Origin of the sequence: Streptomyces sp. NPDC032940 (assembly GCF_040636935.1) — a bacterium.
Taxonomy (GTDB): domain Bacteria; phylum Actinomycetota; class Actinomycetes; order Streptomycetales; family Streptomycetaceae; genus Streptomyces.
The window spans coordinates 305,230-325,620 of the sequence record NZ_JBEZVJ010000002.1 but is presented as its reverse complement, the minus strand read 5'-3'; the positions used below and the strand labels follow the sequence as shown (position 1 = coordinate 325,620).

Genomic DNA, 20,391 nt, shown 5'->3' with positions numbered 1-20,391 from the left:
GGTGGCGTACGGGCCTCGGGTGCCGCGGCCCGCACGCCGGGCGGTGTGTCAGGTCAGACGGCGAGCGCCTGGGCGCGGCGCTTCACCTCCGTGCCGCGATTCTCGCTCAGCGCCTGCGCGGGGGTGCCGGGCAGGGTCGGGTCGGGCGTGAAGAGCCACTCGAGCATCTCCTCGACCGTGAAGCCGTCGTCCCGGAGCAGGGTCAGGGTCCCGACGAGGCCCTTGACGACCTTGTCCCCGTCGACGAAGGCCGCCGGGACGTGCAGTGCGCGGTTCTCGCCCCGGCGTACGGCGATGAGCTGGCCTTCCTTGATCAGCTGCCGCACGCGGGTCACCTCGACGCCGAGCATCTCGGCGATGTCGGGGACGGTGAGCCAGGCGGGTACGAGAGCATCGATCTTTGCGTCAATCTCGGTCACGTCTCAAGCCTGCCATCTGCCACTGACAGTCGGAAGCCGGACCCGTCCCAACCCGCCGGGGCGGGCCTAGACGGTCGCGGTCTTCAGCGGCCGGGCGGGGTCGGCGAGCAGCCGCGGGTCCATCCTCGCGCCCGCCTCGATCAGCCGCCTGCCCTGGGCCAGGTCCCGGGGGCGGCCCACCGCCAGCAGGGCGATCAGCCGCTCGTCGCGCAGCCAGCACACCGTCCAGGCGGGACCGGAGGGGTCGCCGCGCCACAGGGTGGTGTCGGCGGACGTGTGGTGCCCCGCGTACTGGACGAACCGGCCGAACTGCTCGGACCAGAAGTACGGCACGGGGTCGTAGACCGCCGGGGCCTCGCCCGTGCCGGCGCCGACGATGTCGGCGGCGACCGTGCGCGGGCCCTGGAGGGCGTTGTCCCAGTGGTGGACGAGGAGGCGCTCCCCGTAGCGGCCGGAGGGGAAGGATGCGCAGTCGCCGACCGCGTGGACGTCGGGCACGGAGGTGCGCAGGCGCTCGTCGGCCAGGATCTCGCCGTGCGCGCCGAGCTCGACGCCGGAGCCCGCGAGCCAGGCGGTGGCGGGCCGGGCGCCGATGCCGACGACGACGGCGCCCGCGGGCAGCCGCGAGCCGTCGTCGAGGAGGACGTGACCGGGCTCGACGCGCTCCACGCGCGCGTGGGTGCGCAGTACGGCGCCCGCGTCGGCGTACCAGGCGGTCATGGGGGCGGCGACCTCGGCGGGCAGCGCACGGGCGAGCGGCCGGTCGGCGGCCTCCACGACCGTCACCGCACAGCCCGCCTCGCGCGCGGCGGTGGCGAACTCGGCGCCGATCCAGCCCGCGCCGACGACCACGATGTCGTGCTGCCTGGCCAGCACCGGGCGCAGCCGCTCGGCGTCGTCCAGGGTGCGCAGCAGATGGACGCCGGGGACGCCGTCGGCACCGGGCAGCCGGACCGGTTCGGCGCCGGTCGCGACGACGAGGACGTCGTACGGCACCGGGCCGCCGGAGGTGTCCAGGACGTGCGCGCCGGGGCGCAGGCCCAGTGCCTCGCAGCCCAGCCGCAGCTCGATGCCGAGCGCCTCGAAGTCGACGTCGAAGGCGGAGCCCTCGGCCGTGCCGAGCAGGACGGCCTTGGACAGCGGGGGCCGGTCGTAGGGCTGATGGGGTTCGGCACCGATCAGGGTCACGGTCCCGGTGAAGCCCTGCTCGCGCAGCGCGACCGCGGTCTGCACGCCCGCCATGCCGGCACCGACGACGACCACCCGGCGCTCCGCGTCCGCTCCCCGCTCCTGCGTCTGCTCGCTCACCTGATCAACCTTAGACACCCGGTGAACGGCCGGTCAGTCCTCGTGCGCGGTGATCTCCTCCACAACGCTCGTCCCGCTGCCCTCGCGCGACTCCCATTCCCAGGTCTCCTCCAGACGCACCCGCCCGTCGGGCAGGCCGACGACCGTCGACACGCAGTGCCCCGACGAGGTGCTGCCGTCGGTCCTGAGCTGTACGTACCGGAAGTCGAGCCGGTCGCCCGCGCGCGTGCCCACCAGCCGGCCGCGGACGACGTCGCCGCCCGCGTACTCGGCCCAGACCGCGCCGTCCTCCTCGTGGTAGGTGAACCGGGTGCGGGTGCCCACCTGCCCGGGAGCCTGGTCGGCGACCGGGGCGAGGACGAGACCGTCGAGCGAACGGGCCATGGTGGAGGCTCCCTTACGAGTTCGGCGCGCTGCGGGCTAGGGTGGCCAACGTAAAGCACTCGCGGGAGCCCGGACGCACCGGGCTGAGAGGGAGGCTGGCGGCCTCCGACCGTACGAACCTGATCCGGGTCATGCCGGCGAAGGGAGGGGCTGGACGCCCATGTCGTCCCCATCGATCGCACCATCCGTGCCACCCCGTACGCAGGACGTCCTCGTCGTGGGCGGCGGGATCATCGGCCTGGTCACGGCCTGGCGCTCCGCGCAGCGCGGGCTCGCCACGGCCCTCGTGGACCCCGAGCCGGGCGGTGGCGCCGCCCAGGTCGCGGCCGGGATGCTGGCCGCCGTCACGGAACTGCACTACGGCGAGCAGACGCTGCTCGCGCTGAACCTCGCCTCGGCCCACCGCTATCCGGAGTTCGCCGCCGAGCTGACCGACCTCACGGGCCACGACCTCGGCTACCGCCGCTGCGGCACCCTGGCCGTCGCACTGGACGCCGACGACCGTGCCCACCTGCGGGAACTGCACGCGCTTCAGGAGCGCTCGGGTCTGGAGTCCGAGTGGCTGTCGGGGCGCGAGTGCCGGCGCCTGGAGCCGATGCTCGCGCCGGGCGTGCGCGGCGGCCTGCGGGTGGACGGCGACCACCAGATCGACCCCCGGCGCCTGGCCGGCGCGCTCGTGGCCGCCTGCGAGCGGGCGGGCGTGGTCTTCCACCGGATGTGGGCCGACCGGCTCACGGTCGCCGGGGACCGGGCGACCGGCGTCGTCACCGCCGACGGCACGGTGCTGACGGCCGGGCAGGTGGTGCTGGCCGGGGGCAGTCTGAGCGGGCGCCTCGCGGGCGTGCCCGAGGCCGTGCTGCCGCCGGTGCGGCCGGTCAAGGGGCAGGTGCTGCGGCTGACCATGCCGCGCGCGCACGGGCCGCTGCTGGGCCGGACGGTACGTGCCGTGGTCCGCGGCAACCCCCTCTACCTGGTGCCCCGGGAGAGCGGCGAGCTGGTCGTCGGCGCCACCAGCGAGGAGCTGGGCTGGGACACGACGGTGACCGCGGGCGGCGTCTACGAGCTGCTGCGCGACGCCCACGAGCTGGTGCCGGGCATCACCGAGCTGCCCCTCACGGAGACCCGTGCGGGCCTGCGCCCCGGCTCCCCGGACAACGCCCCGCTGCTCGGCCCGACCGGCCTCGACGGACTGCTGCTGGCCACCGGCCACTACCGCAACGGGGTGCTGCTGACCCCGGTCACCGGCGACGTCATGGCGCACGTCCTGACCACCGGGGAGCTCCCGGAGGAGGGCCGCCCCTTCACTCCCCGGCGCTTCGCCGCCGGCGCGGCGCGCGCGGAGCGGGCCGGCACGGAGCGGGCCGTCCGCACCGAGCAGACCCGCACGGAGCAGACCGCTTTCACGGAGCAGACCGTATGAACATCTCCGTCAACGGGGAGCCGCGCGAGGTGGCTCCCGGCACGTCCCTGGACGCCCTGGTGGGCACGCTCACCGCGGCACCGTCCGGAGTGGCCGCCGCCCTCAACGAGACCGTCGTCCCGCGCGCGCAGTGGTCCGCCACCGCCCTGTCCGACGGCGACCGCGTCGAAGTCCTCACCGCCGTCCAAGGAGGCTGACCCATGGCCGACGATCCCTTCGTCCTCGGCGGTACGACGTACACGTCCCGCCTGATCATGGGCACCGGCGGGGCGCCCAGCCTGGACGTCCTCGAGCACGCGCTGGTGGCGTCCGGGACGGAGCTGACGACCGTCGCGATGCGCCGGGTGGACCCGTCCGTACACGGGTCCGTGCTCTCGGTCCTGGAGCGGCTCGGCATCCGGGTGCTGCCGAACACGGCCGGCTGTTTCACCGCCGGGGAGGCCGTCCTCACCGCCCGCCTGGCGCGCGAGGCACTCGGCACCGACCTGGTGAAGCTGGAGGTCATCGCCGACGAGCGCACCCTGCTGCCGGACCCGATCGAGCTGCTGGACGCGGCGGAGACGCTGGTGGACGACGGTTTCACGGTGCTGCCGTACACGAACGACGACCCGGTCCTCGCGCGGAAGCTGGAGGACGTCGGGTGTGCGGCGATCATGCCGCTCGGGTCACCGATCGGGTCCGGGCTCGGCATCCGCAACCCGCACAACTTCCAGCTGATCGTGGAGCACGCGCGCGTACCGGTGATCCTGGACGCGGGGGCCGGTACGGCGTCGGACGTGGCGCTGGCGATGGAGCTGGGGTGTGCGGGGGTGATGCTCGCCTCGGCGGTGACGCGGGCGCAGGAGCCGGTGCTGATGGCTGCCGCGATGCGCTCCGCGGTGGAGGCGGGGCGGTTGGCGCGACGGGCGGGGCGGATCCCTCGGCGGCATTTCGCGGAGGCGTCTTCTCCTGCGGAGGGCTTGGCCGTACTGGATCCGGAGCGGCCCGCTTTCTAGGTGCTCGGTGTCGGGGCCGGGCGGGGCGGTCGCGCCGCCCGGCGTTGCGGGGTGCCTCCCCCACGCTCGGCTTCGCTCGAGCGGGAGGCCCCCGACCGCCCAGCGTGCCGTTCAGGCACCGGGGGAGGCACGACTGCCCGCAGCCGCGTAAGAAGCGTCACAGGTGCGCTTCAGTACCGGTGTGATGGGGTCGGACGACCGCGGGGTGTCCGTGGTGGCTCGTACACTCGCCTGCGTGGACACGACCCTTCAGGACCCTCTGGTCGGGCAGGTGCTCGACGGCCGGTACCGCGTCGAGGCGCGGATCGCGGTCGGCGGGATGGCCACGGTCTACCGGGCCGTGGACACCCGCCTCGACCGCGTGCTCGCGTTGAAGGTGATGCACCCGACGCTCGCCACCGACGCCACCTTCGTCGAGCGCTTCATCCGTGAGGCCAAGTCGGTGGCCCGGCTCGACCACCCCAATGTCGTCCAGGTCTTCGACCAGGGGGCCGAGGGGGCGTACGTCTATCTGGCGATGGAGTACATCGCCGGCTGCACCCTGCGCGACGTGCTGCGCGAGCGCGGGGCGCTCCAGCCGCGGGCAGCGCTGGACATCCTGGAGCCGGTGCTGGCCGCGCTGGGCGCCGCGCACCGGGCCGGTTTCGTGCACCGGGACATGAAGCCGGAGAACGTGCTGATCGGGGACGACGGCCGGGTCAAGGTCGCCGACTTCGGGCTGGTGCGGGCCGTGGACACGGTCACCAGCACCACCGGCTCGGTCCTCGGCACCGTGTCCTATCTGGCGCCCGAGCAGATCGAGCACGGCACGGCCGATCCGCGGGTCGACGTCTACGCGTGCGGTGTCGTCCTGTACGAGATGCTGACCGGCGGCAAGCCGCACGACGGGGACTCCCCCGCCCAGATCCTCTACAAGCACCTCCACGAGGACGTGCCGCCGCCGTCGGCCGCCGTCCCGGGGTTGGCGTACCCGCTGGACGACCTGGTCGCGGCGGCGACCGCGCGCACCCCGGACGTCCGTCCGCACGACGCCGTGGCGCTGCTGGCCGAGGCCCGTGAGGCGCGTGCCGCGCTGAGCGCCGAGCAGCTGGACGCGGTGCCGCCGCAGGCCCTCGCCGCGGACCACGACAACGCCGACGACCGCACGAGCGTCATCCCGCGCGCGCTGACGATGCCCCGGCCGCTGCCGGTGAACGAGGACGAGGACGCGCCGGCCGGCGGGGCTCCGGCGGACGGGGTCCACCGCACCAGCCGGTTCACGGCGCCCCCGCCGCCTCCCCGGCGCCGCCCGCAGGTGAGACGGGGCCCGCTGGCGGCCGTCGTCGCCGTGCTGCTGCTCCTCGGCGTCGGTACGGGCGTGTGGTACATCAACTCCGGCCAGTTCACCAAGGTGCCGCCGCTGCTGTCGAAGACCCAGGCGCAGGCCGAGGACCGGCTGGAGGACGCCGGTCTCGACCTCGGCACGGTCGAGCACGCCTACAGCGACACGGTCGAGCGGGGCACCGTCATCAGCACCGACCCCGGCGTCGGCACCCGGATCCGCAAGAACGACTCGGTGTCGCTCACGATCTCCGACGGCCCCGACACCGTGAAGCTCCCGGACGTCGGGGGTTACAAGCTGGACCGGGCGCGGACCCTGCTCGAGGACGACGGGCTGGAGCCGGGCATGGTGACCCAGGAGTTCAGCCGCGACGTCCCCAAGGGCTTCGTGATCTCCACGGACCCGAAGACGGGCACCGTGGTGCGCGCGGGCTCCGCGGTGGCGCTCGTGGTCAGCAAGGGCCGCCCGGTCCGCGTGCCGGACGTCACCGGCGAGGACCTAGAGGACGCGCGGGCGGAGCTGACGGACTCCGGTCTCAAGGTGAAGGTCGCCGCCGAGCAGGTCACCTCCGAGTACGACAAGGGCCAGGTCGCCCGGCAGACGCCGGACGCCGGCGGGCGCGTCGCCGAGGGCGACACGGTGACGCTGACGGTCTCCAAGGGCCCCGAGATGATCGAGGTCCCGGACGTGACCGGCGACAGCGTGGACGACGCGAGGCGCAAGCTGGAGGACGCCGGGTTCGAGGTGAAGGAGGACCGCGGGCTGCTCGGGCTGTTCGGCGACACCGTCAAGGACCAGTCCGTCGAGGGCGGGGACACGGCACCCAAGGGATCGACCATCAAGATCACCATCAGGTGACGGCTCTCACGCTCCGGACGCCCGACCGGCCATGACACCCTGAATGGGTGAACAGCCAACAGCCCGCCCTCCCGCGCAACCCCGTCGGCGGTCACGTGCCCGTGGCCGGCGGCCTGCACTCCGTGGGCCTGTCCTACGCCCGTGACCTGCGGGCGGAGGCCGTACAGGTCTTCGTCGCCAACCCGCGCGGCTGGGCCACCCCGGCCGGCAGCCCGAAGCAGGACGAGGCGTTCCGCGAGGCCTGCGCCGCCGGGTCGATCCCGGCGTACGTGCATGCGCCGTATCTGATCAACTTCGGTTCGCACACCGAGGCGACGGTGGAGCGGTCGGTCGAGTCGCTGCGGCACTCGCTGCGGCGCGGGCGCGAGATCGGGGCGCTCGGGGTGGTCGTGCACACCGGCAGCGCGACGGGCGGCCGGGACCGTTCGGTGGCGCTGAAGCAGGTGCGGGAGTTCATGCTGCCGCTGCTGGACGAGCTGACCCACGACGACGACCCGTTCCTGCTGCTGGAGTCGACCGCCGGCCAGGGCGCCTCCCTGTGCTCGCGGACCTGGGACTTCGGGCCGTACTTCGAGGCGCTGGACGCCCACCCGAAGCTGGGCGTGTGCCTGGACACCTGCCACATCTTCGCGGCGGGACACGACCTGACCGGCCCGGCCGGCATGCACCGGACCCTGGACCTGCTGGTGGACACGGTCGGCGAGGGCCGGCTGAAGCTGATCCACGCCAACGACTCCAAGGACGTGGCGGGCGCGCACAAGGACCGGCACGAGAACATCGGCGCCGGGCACATCGGCGAGGACCCGTTCCGGGCGCTGATGACGCACCCCGCGACCGAGGGCGTGCCGCTGGTCATCGAGACACCGGGCGGCAAGGAGGGGCACGCCGCGGACGTCGAGCGCCTGAAGAAGCTGCGCGACGGCTGAGCCCTCAGGGGGTCACAGCTCGGGGCCGTCCCCGGGCTCCTCCTGGTAGGAGTAGCGCTGCTCCCGCCACGGGTCGCCGATGTTGTGATAGCCGCGCTCCTCCCAGAACCCGCGGCGGTCGGCGGTCATGTACTCGACGCCGCGGACCCACTTCGGGCCCTTCCAGGCGTACAGATGAGGGACGACCAGACGGAGCGGGAAGCCGTGCTCGGCGGTCAGCAGCTCGCCGTCCTTGTGGGTGGCGAAGAGCGTGCCGTCGGCGGCGAAGTCGGACAGCCGGAGGTTGGAGCTGAAGCCGTACTCGGCCCACACCATCACATGGGTGACGTCGGGCCCCGGCGGGGCGATCTCGAGGATCGTGCGGGCCGGGACGCCGCCCCACTCGGAGCCGAGCATGCTGAACTTCGTCACGCAGTGCAGATCGGCCACGACCGTGGTGTAGGGCAGTGCGGTGAACTCCTCGTGGGTCCAGCAGTGCTTGTCCCCGTCGGCGGTGGAGCCGAAGACCCGGAACTCCCACCGCTCGGGCCGGAACTTGGGGACCGGCCCGTAGTGCGTGACCGGCCAGCCGCGCTGGAGCCGCTGTCCCGGCGGAAGCTCGAACTGCGGCGTCTGACCCGAACCGCCCTCTCCCGACCCGTGTTCCACCGGCTGACCCATGCCTCCATCCTGACAGACCCGGACCGATGCCCCTGACACGGCCCTCCTTACATGGGATCAAAAAGGGGCAATAACGACTAAGCATGTACTTACTTACTAAGTCAAGACTTACTGGACGATCTTGGATGTCGGTGCAATCATGCGGCCCAACCCGCAAGTTCCCGCGTGGAAGGAGCCTTACGCGATGCAGGGCGACCCCGAGGTCATCGAATTCCTCAATGAGCAGCTGACGGCCGAGCTCACCGCGATCAACCAGTACTTCCTGCACTCGAAGCTGCAGGACCACAAGGGCTGGACCAAGCTCGCGAAGTACACGCGCGCCGAGTCCTTCGACGAGATGCGCCACGCCGAGCTGCTCACCGACCGCATCCTGCTCCTCGACGGCCTGCCCAACTACCAGCGCCTCTTCCACGTGCGGGTGGGCCAGACGGTGACGGAGATGTTCCAGGCCGACCGGGAGATCGAGATCGAGGCCATCGACCGGCTGCGCCGCGGCGTCGAGGTGATGCGGAACAAGAACGACATCACGTCGGCCAACATCTTCGAGGCGATCCTCGCCGACGAGGAGCACCACATCGACTACCTGGACACCCAGCTCGAACTGATCGAGAAGCTGGGCGAATCGCTCTACCTGTCGACGGTCATCGAGCAGTCCCAGCCCGACCCGTCCGGACCCAAGCTGGTCTAGGCGGCTTCCGGAAGCTCCGAGAGGACCGGTTCACCCTGGTCGGCGAGCTGCCGGCGCGGGCAGGCACCCCGGCCGAGCAGGGCCTGGATGCGCCGTACGCAGCCACCGCAGTCGGTGCCCGCCTTGCAGGCGGAGGCGATCTGCCGGGGCGTGCAGGCGCCGGCCTCCGCGTGGCCCTTCACCTGTTCCTCGGTGACACCGAAGCAGCTGCAGACGAACACGCGGTTCACCTCCCGAGCGGGTACAAGGTCGTGCCGTACCGACGACCGGAGGGCCCGACTGATCGGTGAGGCAAACCTAACCTTACCCATCACGCAGGGACGGCAAAAGGGGAAGGGGCGCGGATCCCATGTGACCCGCGCCCCATTTCACGTCCCGGCCCGCGGGCCGGCCGTCACTGGTCCCGGTACATCTCCGCCACCAGGAACGCCAGGTCGAGCGACTGGCTGCGGTTGAGGCGGGGGTCGCAGGCCGTCTCGTAGCGCTGGTGCAGGTCGTCGACGAAGATCTCGTCGCCGCCGCCCACGCACTCGGTGACGTCGTCACCGGTCAGCTCCACGTGGATGCCGCCCGGGTGGGTGCCCAGCGACTTGTGGACCTCGAAGAAGCCCTTGACCTCGTCGAGCACGTCGTCGAAACGGCGGGTCTTGTGACCGGAGGCCGCCTCGTAGGTGTTGCCGTGCATCGGGTCGGTGATCCAGGCGACGGTGGCACCGGACGCGGTGACCTTCTCCACCAGCTCCGGGAGCTTGTCGCGGATCTTGTCCGCGCCCATCCGGACGATGAAGGTCAGCCGGCCGGGCTCACGCTCCGGGTCCAGGCGCTCGATGTACTGCAGCGCCTCCTCGGCCGTCGTCGTCGGGCCGAGCTTGATGCCGATCGGGTTGCGGATCTTCGAGGCGAACTCGATGTGCGCGTGGTCCAGCTGCCGGGTGCGCTCACCGATCCACACCATGTGCCCGGAGACGTCGTACAGCTGCCCGGTGCGGGAGTCGACGCGGGTGAGCGCCGACTCGTAGTCGAGCAGCAGCGCCTCGTGCGACGAGTAGAACTCGACCGTCTGGAACTCGGCCGGGTCCGTGCCGCAGGCCCGCATGAAGTTCAGCGCGTTGTCGATCTCCCGGGCGAGCTGCTCGTAGCGCTGGCCGGAGGGGGACGACTTCACGAAGTCCTGGTTCCAGGCGTGCACCTGGCGCAGGTCGGCGTAGCCGCCGGTGGTGAAGGCGCGCACCAGGTTCAGCGTGGACGCCGACGCGTGGTACATGCGCTTGAGCCGCTCGGGGTCCGGGATCCGGGCCTCTTCGGTGAAGTCGAAGCCGTTGACGGAGTCGCCGCGGTAGGTCGGCAGGGTGACACCGTCGCGGGTCTCGGTCGGCTTGGAGCGCGGCTTGGAGTACTGCCCGGCGATCCGCCCGACCTTCACGACGGGCACGGAGGCGGCGTACGTGAGCACGGCGCCCATCTGGAGCAGGGTCTTGAGCTTCGCCCTGATGTGCTCGGCGGACACCGCGTCGAACGATTCGGCGCAGTCCCCGCCCTGGAGCAGGAAGGCCTCACCCCGGGCGACCGCTGCCATGCGAGCGCGCAGTTGGTCGCACTCTCCGGCGAACACGAGCGGCGGATACGACTCGAGCTCGGCGATCACATCGCGCAGAGCCTCGGCATCCGGGTACTCGGGCTGCTGCGCCGCGGGCAGGCTTCGCCACGTCGCCTGAGCGGCGACACTTCGGGAATCAGCGTTCACGGTCACGCGCTCAACAGTACGCGGTCGGTCAGGGCGTCCAGCACCACGCCCAGTCCGTGAGACGGGCGTACTCCGTCGACGGGGTACGCCCGATATCCCCGCGGGTGCGGGGAGCGACCAGCGCCCATCTGGAGCAGTGTCTTGACGGGCCATCCCCGCACGGGCGGGGAGCACATCCGGAGCGACGACGCGACGGGCTCCGGGACACCGCCTGCATGGTGTAGCGTCCGTGGCATGTTCGCGCACTCGACCCAGAACTGGTGGTGGACCGCTCCTCCGGCGGCCCACTGACTGCGCGTACGCAAGACTTCGCGAAGGCCGCCCCGAGAGGCGGCCTTCGGTGTTTTCCGGAGCAGGGCCGTTCCTCTCGCCAGACAACGAGAAGGACACGGACCCATGTCACAGTTCGATCTGCGCACCCTGACCGCCGGCGACCGCCCGTTCGCCCTGCTCAGACGCCGCACCCCGGGACATGACCACGACACCGTGGAACTGCTGCTCGGCCCGGTGACGGAACACGACCGGCTCGCCGAGCTGCCCGACGAGGGGCTGGCGCTGGTGCCCTTCCGGCAGATCCGCGAGCGCGGCTTCGACGTGCGCGACGACGGCACGCCGCTGCTGGTGCTGGCCCCCGAGGAGCGGTACGGCATCCCGCTCGCCGACACCCTGGAGCAGCTGCCCGCGCACGGCGTCCGCGTCGAGGGCGGCGGCTTCGACGTGCCCGACGAGGAGTACGCGCGGATCGTCGGCCGGGTGCTGGACGAGGAGATCGGGCGGGGCGAGGGCGCCAACTTCGTGATCCGGCGGACGTACGAGGGGCGCATCCCCGGCTTCGGCCGCGCCGACGCGCTGGCCCTGTTCAGGCGGCTCCTCGAGGGCGAGCGGGGCGCGTACTGGACGTTCGTGGTGCACACCGGGGACCGGACGCTGGTCGGGGCGAGCCCAGAGGTGCACGTGCGGATGTCCGGTGGAAGGGGCGGGCGCGCGGCGCCCACGGTTGAGGGTGGCGGTGGGAGACGGGCGGGCACCGTCGTCATGAACCCGATCAGCGGCACGTACCGCTATCCCGCCGAGGGGCCGACCCCCGAGCACCTGCTGGACTTCCTCGCCGACGGCAAGGAGATCGAGGAGCTGTCGATGGTGGTCGACGAGGAGCTCAAGATGATGTGCACCGTCGGCGACATGGGCGGTGTCGTGATCGGGCCCCGGCTGAAGGAGATGGCGCACCTCGCGCACACCGAGTACGAGCTGCGCGGCCGGTCCTCGCTGGACGTGCGGGAGGTGCTGCGGGAGACGATGTTCGCGGCGACGGTCACCGGCTCGCCGGTGCAGAACGCCTGCCGGGTCATCGAGCGGCACGAGGCCGGCGGACGCGGTTACTACGCGGGTGCGCTGGCGCTGCTCGGCCGGGACGCGGGCGGTGCGCAGACCCTCGACTCCCCCATCCTCATCCGTACCGCCGACATCGGTGCCGACGGGCGGCTGCGGGTACCGGTCGGCGCCACGCTGGTGCGGGGCTCGGACCCGGCGGGCGAGGTGGCGGAGACGCACGCCAAGGCGGCCGGTGTGCTGGCGGCACTGGGGGTGCGCCCCGCCCGGCCGCGCGCGGAGGCCGGGCGGCCGGGGCTGGCCGACGACCCCCGGGTGCGGGCGGCGCTGGACGGGCGGCGGGCCTCGCTGGCGCCGTTCTGGCTGCGGATGCAGGACCCGTCGGACACGCTCACCGGGCACGCCCTCGTCGTCGACGCGGAGGACACCTTCACCGCGATGCTCGCGCACGTGCTCCGCTCGGCCGGGCTCGCCGTCACCGTGCGGCGGTACGACGAGCCGGGGCTGCGCGAGGCGGCGCTCGGGCACGACGGGCCGGTGGTGCTGGGGCCGGGGCCCGGTGACCCGTCCGACCTGGCCGACCCGAGGATGCGCTTCCTGCGCGCCCTGACCGCCGACGTGCTGCGGGACAACCGGCACGGCGTCCTCGGGGTCTGCCTGGGGCACGAGCTGATCGCCGCCGAGCTGGGGCTGGACATCGTCCGCAAGGAGGTGCCCTACCAGGGGGCGCAGACGGAGATCGACCTGTTCGGGCGGCGGGAGACCGTCGGCTTCTACAACAGCTTCACCGCCCGCTGCGACGACGAGGCCGCCGCCGGACTGGCCGCGCACGGCGTGGAGGTGAGCCGCAGCGCCGCGCACGAGGTGCACGCGCTGCGGGGGCCGGGGTTCGCGGGCGTGCAGTTCCACCCGGAGTCGGTGCTGACGCTGAACGGGGCGGCGATCGTGCGGGAGCTGGCCGGTCAGCTGCGCGGCACGAGCACGTTCTCCGAGCGGCGTCCGGCGCGGTAGTCGAGGACATTGCGCACCGTGGCGTCGACGATCTGCCCGACGGCGTCCTCGGTGTAGTAGGCCTGGTGCGAGGTGACCAGGACGTTCGGGAAGGTGACGAGGCGGGCCAGGGTGTCGTCGGCGATGGCCTCCAGGGACTTGTCGAGGAAGAACAGGCCCGCCTCCGCCTCGTACACGTCCAGGCCGACGCCGGTGAAGCGGCCCGCGCGCAGCTCGCCGACCAGGGCGGTGGTGTCGATCAGGCCGCCGCGGCTGGAGTTGACCAGGATCGCGTCGTCCTTCATCGCCTTCAGGGCGTTCGCGTCGATCAGATGCTGGGTGGCGGCCATCAGCGGGACGTGCAGGCTGACCAGGTCGGACTCGGCGAGCAGTTCGTCCTTGGGGACGTAGCGCATGCCCAGGGCGAGGCAGGCCGGGTTCTCGGCGACGTCCCAGCCGAGCAGCCGCATGCCGAAGCCGTGGGCGATGCGGGCGAAGGCCTCGCCGATCTTGCCGGTGCCGAGCACGCCGGCGGTGCGGCCGTGCAGGTCGCGGCCCATCAGGCCGTGCAGGCGGAAGTCGAAGTCGCGGGTGCGGGTGGAGGCGCGCACGATGCGGCGGTTGACGGCCATGGCGAGCGTCCAGGCGAACTCGGCGACCGAGTACGGCGAGTAGGACGAGACCCGGGCGACGGTCAGGCCGAGGCGCTCGGCGGCGTCGAGGTCGACGTTGTTGAAGCCGGTGGAGCGCTGGGCGACCATCCGGGTGCCGCCGGCCGCGAGGGTCTCGAGGACCGGTGCCCCGAGGTCTGCGTTGACGGAGGTGGAGACGATCTCGTGGCCGGCCGCGATGGGAGCGGTGTCCTCTGTGAGGAAGACGTCCAGACAGTGGACGTCCTGGTGACCGCGGAAGGCCGCCTCGATCAGGGGCTGCTCGTCCGCCTGGACGCCGAAGGCCAGGATCTCCATGACCGCTCCCGTTCCGCTGGGCTCCGGGCCGAATATACGGCGCCGGGCCCGCGGCCGCCGGTCGGCCGGTGAGGTCCGGCCACCGCGTGGGTCACTCGTCGTCGAGGCCGCGTTCTATCGCGTACCGCACGAGCTCGACGCGGTTGTGCAGCTGGAGTTTGCCGAGGGTGTTCTGGACGTGGTTCTGCACGGTGCGGTGGGAGATGACGAGGCGTTCGGCGATCTGCTTGTAGCTCAGGCCCTTGGCGACCAGGCGCAGCACCTCGGTCTCGCGGTCGGTGAGCCGGGGTGCGCCGGGCTCGCCGGTCTCCGGGGCGGGGGCCGGTTCGGAGGCGAGGCGGCGGTACTCGCCGAGGACCAGTCCGGCCAGGCCCGGGGTGAAGACGGGGTCGCCCGCGGCCGTGCGGCGCACCGCGTCCTGGAGCTCCTCGGTGGAGGCCGACTTCAGCAGGTAGCCGGTCGCGCCGGACTTCACGGCCTCCAGCACGTCGGCGTGCTCGCCGCTCGCGGACAGCACGAGGACGCGAAGCTTCGGGTCGGTGCCGACGACCTCCTTGCACACCTGGACGCCGGGCTTGCCGGGCAGGTTGAGGTCGAGCACGAGGACGTCGGGCGCGGCGGCCCGGGCGCGGCGCACCGCCTGGTCGCCGTCGCCCGCGGTGGCGACCACCTCGAAGCCGGACTCGGCGAGGTCCCGGGCCACGGCGTCGCGCCACATCGGGTGGTCGTCGACCACCATGACCTTGATGGGCTGCTGTCTCTCGGTCATCGGTCTGCCTTCCCCCGTGCGGTGCCGCCGGTGTCCGTGGATGTGCTCGGCGCCTTCGGCGCCCTGAGTTCGACCTCCGTGCCCTGTCCGGGCACCGAGACCAGCTCGGCCGTGCCGCCGAGGTCGCGCAGCCGGCCGCGGATGGAGAGGGCGACGCCGAGCCGGCCCTCGCCCTCGGCCTCGGCGAGCCGTCCGGCGGGGATGCCGGGTCCCTCGTCGCGGACGGTGACGATCACCTCGTCCGGCTCGTCCTCGACGAGGATCCACGCGCGCGCGTCCTCGCCGACGTGCCGGCGGACGTTGTCCAGGGCGGCGCCCACGGCGGCGGCGAGTTCCCGTGCCGCGAGCGCCGGCAGGGGCACGGGGGCGCCGGGCTCGGCGAGGTTCACGCGGGCGCCGGCGTAGGGGGCGAGCAGCGAACGCAGGTCGACGGGGCCGTCCGGGGCGTCCTCGTCCGGTTCGTCCACGGCCCGTACGAAGGCTCCCTCGGCGGCGTCCTCCGACACCCGGGAGACGGGGACCAGTCCGCCGGAGACCAGGGTGCGCAGCGCGACCTCCTGCTCGCCGGCCATGCGGCCCAGCTCGGCCGCCTCCCCGCCGATGACGGCGCCGCGCCGCTGCACCATCGCGAGGACCTGGAGGACGCTGTCGTGGATGTCCCGGGCTAGCCGCTCCCGCTCCCTGGTGGCCGCCTCGATCTCCAGCGCGCGGGCGAGGGTGCGCTCGGAGGCGCGGGCGACCTCGACGACGTAGCCGATGGCGAGGGAGGCGACCCAGACGAGGATCACGTTGTGGACGGTGTCGCGGGCCGGGGTGCCGCGTTCGACGAGGTTGGCGACGGCGACGGGGGTGGAGGCCACGGCGGCCCAGCGCCAGCCGCCCTTGATGGCGAAGGCCAGGACGGAGCCGGCGGTCCATATCGAGGGCAGGGTGGGTCCGCCGTCCATGACCCGTTCGTGCGCGTCGGCGAACGGGGTGAGCAGGATGCCGGTGAGGGCGACGGTGAGGTCGGCGGCGAGGAAGCGCTTGGTGCAGCTCGCCGCGCCGGAGACCTTGGGGAGGGTGGTGAGGGTCCAGACGAAGAGGACGGCGTAGTAGGCGACGGCGAGCCAGGGGCGGGCGAAGCCGGACCAGGCGGTGGTGAAGAATCCGATCGCGTACAGCATGGTGAGCACGCGGTATCCGGCGAGCGCGCGCCACAGCGGCTGCTCGACCGACATCCTCATGACTCTCTCGCGCCTGGCCATGTCCCCCGCCCCCGGCCCGGGCCCGGCTAGGGCTCGGTCCCCTGATCGGCGGCCCCGTCGCGCTCGGCCGCCTTCTCCTTGGCGTTCTGTTCCTTCTCCGCCTGGGCGAGCGCGGCCTTCGCGGCCTTGCCCGCCTCCTTCTCGGCCTTCGCCGCCTCCGCGATCTGCCGCTTCATGGCGGTCGCGTACATGTCGACGTACTCCTGGCCGGAGAGCTTCATGATCTCGTACATGACCTCGTCGGTCACCGCGCGCAGCACGAAGCGGTCGTGTTCCATGCCCTGGTAACGAGTGAAGTCGAGGGGCTCGCCGATGCGGATGCCGGGGCGCATCAGCTTCGGCATCACCTTGCCGGGCGGCTGGATCTTCTCGGTGTCGATCATGGCGACGGGGATGACCGGGGCGCCGGTGGCGAGCGCCACGCGGGCGAGGCCGCCGGGCTTGCCCCGGTACAGCCGGCCGTCCGGGGACCGGGTGCCCTCGGGGTAGATGCCGAACAGCTCGCCGCGCTCCAGGACCTCTATGCCGCTCTTGATGGCGGCCTCGCCCGCGCCGCGCGCCCCGGAACGGTCCACGGGGAGCTGGCCGACGCCCTTGAAGAACGCGGCGGTCAGCCGGCCCTTCACGCCGGGCGTGTTGAAGTACTCGGCCTTGGCGATGAAGGTCACCTTGCGGTCGAGGACGGCCGGCAGGAAGAACGAGTCGGAGAACGACAGGTGGTTGCTCGCCAGAATGGCGGGGCCGTCGGCCGGGATGTGCTCGAGGCCCTCCACCCAGGGGCGGAAGGCGAGCTTCAGCGAGCCCCCGATGGTGACCTTCATCGTGCCGTACAACAACCCAGTGCCTCCCGTGTCCGTGGCTCAGACCTTAACCCGGAGCACCGGCAATGGCCCCGACGGCCCTGGTCGGTGTCAGTGCGGTCGCGTACGGTGAAGTACCCGCAAGTACCGCACACGCGTTAGTCGCACACGACGGTCCGGCTGTGCCGGCCCCCTGACGACAGGAGACCGAGACGTGCCGGTCCTGCCCGGAGCCGAGCCGTTCCGCCACGAGGGCGGGGAGGCCGGCGTCCTCCTCTGTCACGGCTTCACGGGATCCCCGCAGTCGCTGCGCCCCTGGGCGCGGTATCTCGCCGAACGCGATCTGACCGTCGCGCTGCCGCTGCTGCCCGGGCACGGCACACGCTGGGAGGACATGCAGGTCACGGGCTGGCAGGACTGGTACGCGGAGGTGGACCGCGAGCTGCGCGCGCTGCGGGAGCGGTGTGCGCGCGTGTTCGTGGCGGGCCTGTCGATGGGCGGGGCGCTGGCGCTGCGGCTCGCCGCGAAGCACGGCGACGCGGTGTCGGGCGTCGTGGTCGTCAACCCGGCGAACCGGATGCACGGCGTCGCCCAGCACGCCCTGCCGGTGCTGCGTCATCTGCTCCCGGCGACCAAGGGCATCGCCAGCGACATCGCCAAGCCGCTGAGCACGGAGCTGGGGTACGACAGGGTGCCGCTGCACGCGGCCCACTCGCTGCGTACGTTCTTCCGCCTCGCCGACGGTGATCTGCCGCAGGTCACGCAGCCGCTGCTGTTGCTGCGCAGCCCGCAGGACCATGTGGTGCCGCCGGCCGACTCGGCGCGCATCCTCGGCCGGGTGTCGTCGACGGACGTGACGGAGGTCCTGCTGGAACAGAGCTACCACGTGGCGACGTTGGACCACGACGCGGACCGGATCTTCGCGGAGAGCGCCGCGTTCGTCGCCCGGCTCGCGCCCGGTTCCGTCAAGGAGCCGGAGGAAGGGACGACCGCAGGTGGCTGAGCACGACTCCGACCGCGAGGACCGGGAGGAGCGGGGAGAGCGGGAAGAGGTGCGGAACGTGGAGCGGGACCGCGAGCGGGACGTCGAGCGGGAGGACCGCGAGGGCCGGGGCGCCGGGGAGGAGCGCGCGCCGGAGGAGCAGGGCGTGCCCTTCGACGAGGACGCGGCCTGGGCGGCGATCGTCGCCGGGTACGGGGAGGAGCCCCCGGACCCGCCGGGCGCCAAGCCGTTCAAGTCGGTGGAGGACCTGGCCCTCCTGGAGCCGGAGACGAACGACGACGGACCCGAGCCCGAGCAGCCGGCCTCGGCCCGCCCGCTGGGCAGCTCGGTCGCCTTCGCCCCGGGTGTCGGACCGCGTGACCACAGCCTGGCCGAGCCCTCCGAGGACGATCTCGGCGCGGACGACGAGGGGCACTTCGTGCCGCCCGAGCCGCCGCCGCTGCCGGAGGGCGACACCACGGCGAAGTTCGCCTGGCTGGGCGTGCTCGGCGGCCCGGTGCTGCTCCTGCTGGCGGTGGTGCTGGGCTGGGACATGACCTGGTGGCTGAAGACCCTCGGCATCGGCGGCTTCCTCGGCGGTTTCGCCACGCTGGTCATGCGGATGCGCACGGGTGACGAGGACGACGACGACCCGGGGCGCGGCGCGGTGGTCTGAGGCCGGCGGCACCGGCCCGGGCACCGGACGGACGTCAGGCCGCGGGCACGCGGAGGGCGGCGAGGACCGGGAGATGGTCCGTGGCCGCCCTCAGGTCGTCCTCGGCCACTCCGGGCAGCCCCGCCGGCACGCCGCAGCCCAGCACCTCGACGCCCCGCGTGGTGAGGACGGCGTCGATGCGCTGATGCGGGTCGGCGGCGGTGGAGGTGTACTCGCCGCCCCAGGGCGCGGCGGTCCAGCAGTCCCGCAGCCCGTCGCCGAGCCGCCGGAAGACGGGGCCGCCGGGGCGTTCGTTCAGGTCGCCGCCCGCCACCGTGTGCTCCACGCCCATCGCGGCGATCCGCTCGAGGAGCAGGCCGGCCTGCGTCAGCCGCTCGTCCTTCTGCAGCGACAGATGGCAGCTGACGACGCCGAGACGGGCGCCGCCGAAGCGGACCACGGCGGTGGCGAAGCCCCGGCGGTGCAGGCCGGGGGTGAGCGGGAGCAGGACGTCCTCGGTGCGCTCGACGGTGGCCCGCAGGGAGCACAGCAGGGCCGGTCCGGCGGCCGTGGCGCCCCCGGAGAGGATCACCAGCCCGGAGGCGGCGGCGAGCCGGGCGAGCTTCTTGCGCCAGCGGAAGAAGCGGGGGGCCTCCTGGAGGAGGACGAGGTCGGGGGCGCAGGCGGCGATCACGCGGGCGAGGGCGTCGGTGTCGTCGCGCATCGAGCGGATGTTGTAGCTGAGGACCCGGATGACGGCGGAACCGTCGGGTTCGGTGCGGGAGTTGGGGAGCGGCTCCATGTCGATCACAGTACGCCCAAAGGCTCGGGGCGCGAGGAGCGTGGGCGAGTGCCGGTCGTGCGTGGCTTCTCGCGCCGCGGGGCGGAGCCCGGATGGACTCCGCCCCGCGCCCCCGAGGGCATGCAACGAGCGTCGTTTACATGATCGGGTCGGGCTCGCGGGCCAGGTCCGCCGCGCCCACCAGGCCCGCCTTGTTGCCGAGCTGGGCGGCGATCACGTCGGCGACCGGGCGCCAGTTGCCGCCGACCAGCCAGCGCTTGTACGACTTGCGGATCGGGTCGAGGACCAGGTCGCCCTCGTCGGAGAGACCGCCGCCGACGATGAAGGCGGACGGGTCGAAGAGCGAGGCCAGGTCGGCGAGGCCGGCGCCGGCCCAGCGGGCCAGCTCTCGGTAGGAGTCGACGGCGACCGGGCAGCCCTGCCGGGCGGCGACCGAGATGTGCTTGCCCTCGATGCCCTCGGGGGTGCCGTCGCCGAGCGCGAGCAGCACCTCGGCGCGCTCGGGGGTGGCGTTGGCGCGCTGCTTGGCGTAGCGCACGAGGGCGCGGCCGGAGGCGTACTGCTCCCAGCAGCCCTGCGAGCCGCAGCCGCACAGCAGGCCGTCCGGCACCATGCGGATGTGGCCGAACTCGGCGGCGACGCCGAAGTGGCCGCGGCGGAGCTGGTTGCCGATGATGATGCCGCCGCCGAGGCCGGTGCCGAGGGTGATGCAGATGACGTTGCGGTGGCCCTTGCCCGCGCCGAACTTGTACTCGCCCCAGGCCGCGGCGTTGGCGTCGTTCTCCACGACGACCGGGAGGCCTACGCGGGCCTCGACCTTCTCCTTGAGCGGCTCGTTGCGCCAGTGGATGTTCGGCGCGAAGTAGACCTCGGAGCGCTGGCGGTTGACGTATCCGGCGGCGCCGATGCCCACGCCGACGATCTCGTGCCCCGCACGCGCGCCCTCCACCGCCGAGGCGATGGCGTCCACGATGGCCTCGGGTGTGGTGGGGGTCGGCACCTTGAAGGTCGAGAGGATGTTGCCTTCCTCGTCGACCACGCCGGCCGCGATCTTCGTGCCGCCGATGTCGACGCCGATGGTGAGTCCCATGAATCCCTCAGTTTCGGTCGAGCCCCGCTACGGCCA

Annotated in this window: 22 protein-coding genes and 1 riboswitch; of the genes, 10 read left to right on the top strand and 12 right to left on the bottom strand. The window is 72.7% G+C overall.

Annotated features, from left to right (window positions below; genetic code table 11):
• Positions 1 to 53: 53 nt before the first annotated feature.
• From AB0E77_RS04105 to AB0E77_RS04095, 3 genes are all read right to left on the bottom strand, one after another.
• The gene (locus AB0E77_RS04105; RefSeq protein WP_361565185.1) at positions 54 to 419 is read right to left on the bottom strand and encodes an Rv2175c family DNA-binding protein; all 366 of its coding nucleotides are present in this window, start codon (positions 417 to 419) and stop codon (positions 54 to 56) included.
• A gap of 66 nt (positions 420 to 485) precedes the next feature.
• Positions 486 to 1,727 carry an FAD-dependent oxidoreductase gene (locus AB0E77_RS04100; protein WP_361565183.1) on the bottom strand — a complete coding sequence of 414 codons (1,242 nt, stop codon included), beginning with the start codon at positions 1,725 to 1,727 and terminating at the stop codon, positions 486 to 488.
• Positions 1,728 to 1,760: 33 nt separating this feature from the next.
• Positions 1,761 to 2,111 carry a hypothetical protein gene (locus tag AB0E77_RS04095; RefSeq protein WP_361565180.1) on the bottom strand — a complete coding sequence of 117 codons (351 nt, stop codon included), beginning with the start codon at positions 2,109 to 2,111 and terminating at the stop codon, positions 1,761 to 1,763.
• Between the two features lie 51 nt (positions 2,112 to 2,162).
• Positions 2,163 to 2,274: riboswitch (TPP riboswitch) on the top strand.
• Here AB0E77_RS04095 and thiO point away from each other — a divergent pair.
• From thiO to AB0E77_RS04070, 5 genes are all read left to right on the top strand, one after another.
• Positions 2,272 to 3,531 carry a glycine oxidase ThiO gene (gene thiO, locus AB0E77_RS04090; RefSeq protein WP_361565178.1) on the top strand — a complete coding sequence of 420 codons (1,260 nt, stop codon included), beginning with the start codon at positions 2,272 to 2,274 and terminating at the stop codon, positions 3,529 to 3,531. Its footprint overlaps the riboswitch before it by 3 nt.
• Positions 3,528 to 3,728, top strand: coding sequence for a sulfur carrier protein ThiS (thiS, locus tag AB0E77_RS04085; protein ID WP_361565175.1), 201 nt, complete (start codon positions 3,528 to 3,530; stop codon positions 3,726 to 3,728). Before thiO ends, thiS begins: the two co-directional genes overlap by 4 nt.
• A gap of 3 nt (positions 3,729 to 3,731) precedes the next feature.
• Positions 3,732 to 4,526: a thiazole synthase gene (locus AB0E77_RS04080; RefSeq protein WP_361565173.1), complete on the top strand. Its 795-nt coding sequence runs from the start codon at positions 3,732 to 3,734 to the stop codon at positions 4,524 to 4,526.
• A gap of 235 nt (positions 4,527 to 4,761) precedes the next feature.
• Positions 4,762 to 6,705: a Stk1 family PASTA domain-containing Ser/Thr kinase gene (gene pknB / locus AB0E77_RS04075; protein ID WP_361565170.1), complete on the top strand. Its 1,944-nt coding sequence runs from the start codon at positions 4,762 to 4,764 to the stop codon at positions 6,703 to 6,705.
• Between the two features lie 47 nt (positions 6,706 to 6,752).
• A complete protein-coding gene (locus tag AB0E77_RS04070; protein ID WP_361565167.1) occupies positions 6,753 to 7,631 on the top strand; it encodes a deoxyribonuclease IV in 879 nt (292 codons plus the stop codon).
• A 12-nt stretch (positions 7,632 to 7,643) separates the two neighbouring features.
• Here AB0E77_RS04070 and AB0E77_RS04065 read toward each other — a convergent pair whose 3' ends face one another.
• The gene (locus AB0E77_RS04065; protein ID WP_361565164.1) at positions 7,644 to 8,291 is read right to left on the bottom strand and encodes a sulfite oxidase-like oxidoreductase; all 648 of its coding nucleotides are present in this window, start codon (positions 8,289 to 8,291) and stop codon (positions 7,644 to 7,646) included.
• A gap of 184 nt (positions 8,292 to 8,475) precedes the next feature.
• Between AB0E77_RS04065 and bfr the strand changes: the two genes are divergently transcribed.
• Positions 8,476 to 8,979, top strand: coding sequence for a bacterioferritin (gene bfr, locus AB0E77_RS04060; protein WP_361565161.1), 504 nt, complete (start codon positions 8,476 to 8,478; stop codon positions 8,977 to 8,979).
• Here the strand turns inward: bfr and AB0E77_RS04055 are convergent.
• Together AB0E77_RS04055 and AB0E77_RS04050 are read right to left on the bottom strand one after the other, a co-directional pair.
• Positions 8,976 to 9,209 (bottom strand): (2Fe-2S)-binding protein, encoded by a 234-nt coding sequence (locus tag AB0E77_RS04055; protein WP_351135800.1) that lies wholly within the window; start codon positions 9,207 to 9,209, stop codon positions 8,976 to 8,978. The two genes, bfr and AB0E77_RS04055, sit on opposite strands and share 4 nt — an antisense overlap.
• 164 nt (positions 9,210 to 9,373) lie before the next feature.
• Entirely contained in the window at positions 9,374 to 10,729 is a 1,356-nt protein-coding gene (locus AB0E77_RS04050) for a class II 3-deoxy-7-phosphoheptulonate synthase (protein WP_361565158.1), read from the bottom strand.
• A gap of 228 nt (positions 10,730 to 10,957) precedes the next feature.
• On the opposite strand from AB0E77_RS04050, the gene AB0E77_RS04045 reads away from it, so the two are divergent.
• Together AB0E77_RS04045 and AB0E77_RS04040 are read left to right on the top strand one after the other, a co-directional pair.
• Entirely contained in the window at positions 10,958 to 11,014 is a 57-nt protein-coding gene (locus AB0E77_RS04045; RefSeq protein WP_225634270.1) for a trp operon leader peptide, read from the top strand.
• A 105-nt stretch (positions 11,015 to 11,119) separates the two neighbouring features.
• Complete coding sequence (locus AB0E77_RS04040; RefSeq protein WP_361565155.1) at positions 11,120 to 13,063, top strand: anthranilate synthase family protein; 1,944 nt, start codon at positions 11,120 to 11,122, stop codon at positions 13,061 to 13,063.
• Here the strand turns inward: AB0E77_RS04040 and AB0E77_RS04035 are convergent.
• The 4 genes from AB0E77_RS04035 to AB0E77_RS04020 form a co-directional block, all read right to left on the bottom strand.
• Positions 13,015 to 14,010, bottom strand: a complete 996-nt coding sequence (locus AB0E77_RS04035; protein WP_361565152.1) for a 2-hydroxyacid dehydrogenase — start codon at positions 14,008 to 14,010, stop codon at positions 13,015 to 13,017. The two genes, AB0E77_RS04040 and AB0E77_RS04035, sit on opposite strands and share 49 nt — an antisense overlap.
• A gap of 91 nt (positions 14,011 to 14,101) precedes the next feature.
• Entirely contained in the window at positions 14,102 to 14,779 is a 678-nt protein-coding gene (locus AB0E77_RS04030; RefSeq protein ID WP_361565149.1) for a response regulator transcription factor, read from the bottom strand.
• A complete protein-coding gene (locus tag AB0E77_RS04025; RefSeq protein WP_361565146.1) occupies positions 14,776 to 16,026 on the bottom strand; it encodes a DUF5931 domain-containing protein in 1,251 nt (416 codons plus the stop codon). Before AB0E77_RS04025 ends, AB0E77_RS04030 begins: the two co-directional genes overlap by 4 nt.
• A 26-nt stretch (positions 16,027 to 16,052) precedes the next feature.
• Positions 16,053 to 16,847: a lysophospholipid acyltransferase family protein gene (locus AB0E77_RS04020; protein ID WP_361565609.1), complete on the bottom strand. Its 795-nt coding sequence runs from the start codon at positions 16,845 to 16,847 to the stop codon at positions 16,053 to 16,055.
• 193 nt (positions 16,848 to 17,040) lie between these two features.
• On the opposite strand from AB0E77_RS04020, the gene AB0E77_RS04015 reads away from it, so the two are divergent.
• Both AB0E77_RS04015 and AB0E77_RS04010 read left to right on the top strand, forming a co-directional pair.
• Complete coding sequence (locus tag AB0E77_RS04015; RefSeq protein WP_361565143.1) at positions 17,041 to 17,829, top strand: alpha/beta fold hydrolase; 789 nt, start codon at positions 17,041 to 17,043, stop codon at positions 17,827 to 17,829.
• On the top strand, positions 17,822 to 18,484 hold the full coding sequence (locus AB0E77_RS04010; protein ID WP_361565140.1) for a hypothetical protein: 663 nt from the start codon (positions 17,822 to 17,824) through the stop codon (positions 18,482 to 18,484). The genes AB0E77_RS04015 and AB0E77_RS04010 overlap by 8 nt, the downstream gene beginning before the upstream one ends.
• Before the next feature lie 34 nt (positions 18,485 to 18,518).
• On the opposite strand, the gene AB0E77_RS04005 is transcribed toward AB0E77_RS04010, so the two are convergent.
• Both AB0E77_RS04005 and AB0E77_RS04000 read right to left on the bottom strand, forming a co-directional pair.
• Positions 18,519 to 19,265 (bottom strand): endonuclease/exonuclease/phosphatase family protein, encoded by a 747-nt coding sequence (locus AB0E77_RS04005; protein ID WP_361565137.1) that lies wholly within the window; start codon positions 19,263 to 19,265, stop codon positions 18,519 to 18,521.
• A gap of 136 nt (positions 19,266 to 19,401) precedes the next feature.
• Positions 19,402 to 20,355 (bottom strand): ROK family glucokinase, encoded by a 954-nt coding sequence (locus AB0E77_RS04000; protein WP_361565134.1) that lies wholly within the window; start codon positions 20,353 to 20,355, stop codon positions 19,402 to 19,404.
• Between the last annotated feature and the right edge of the window lie 36 nt (positions 20,356 to 20,391).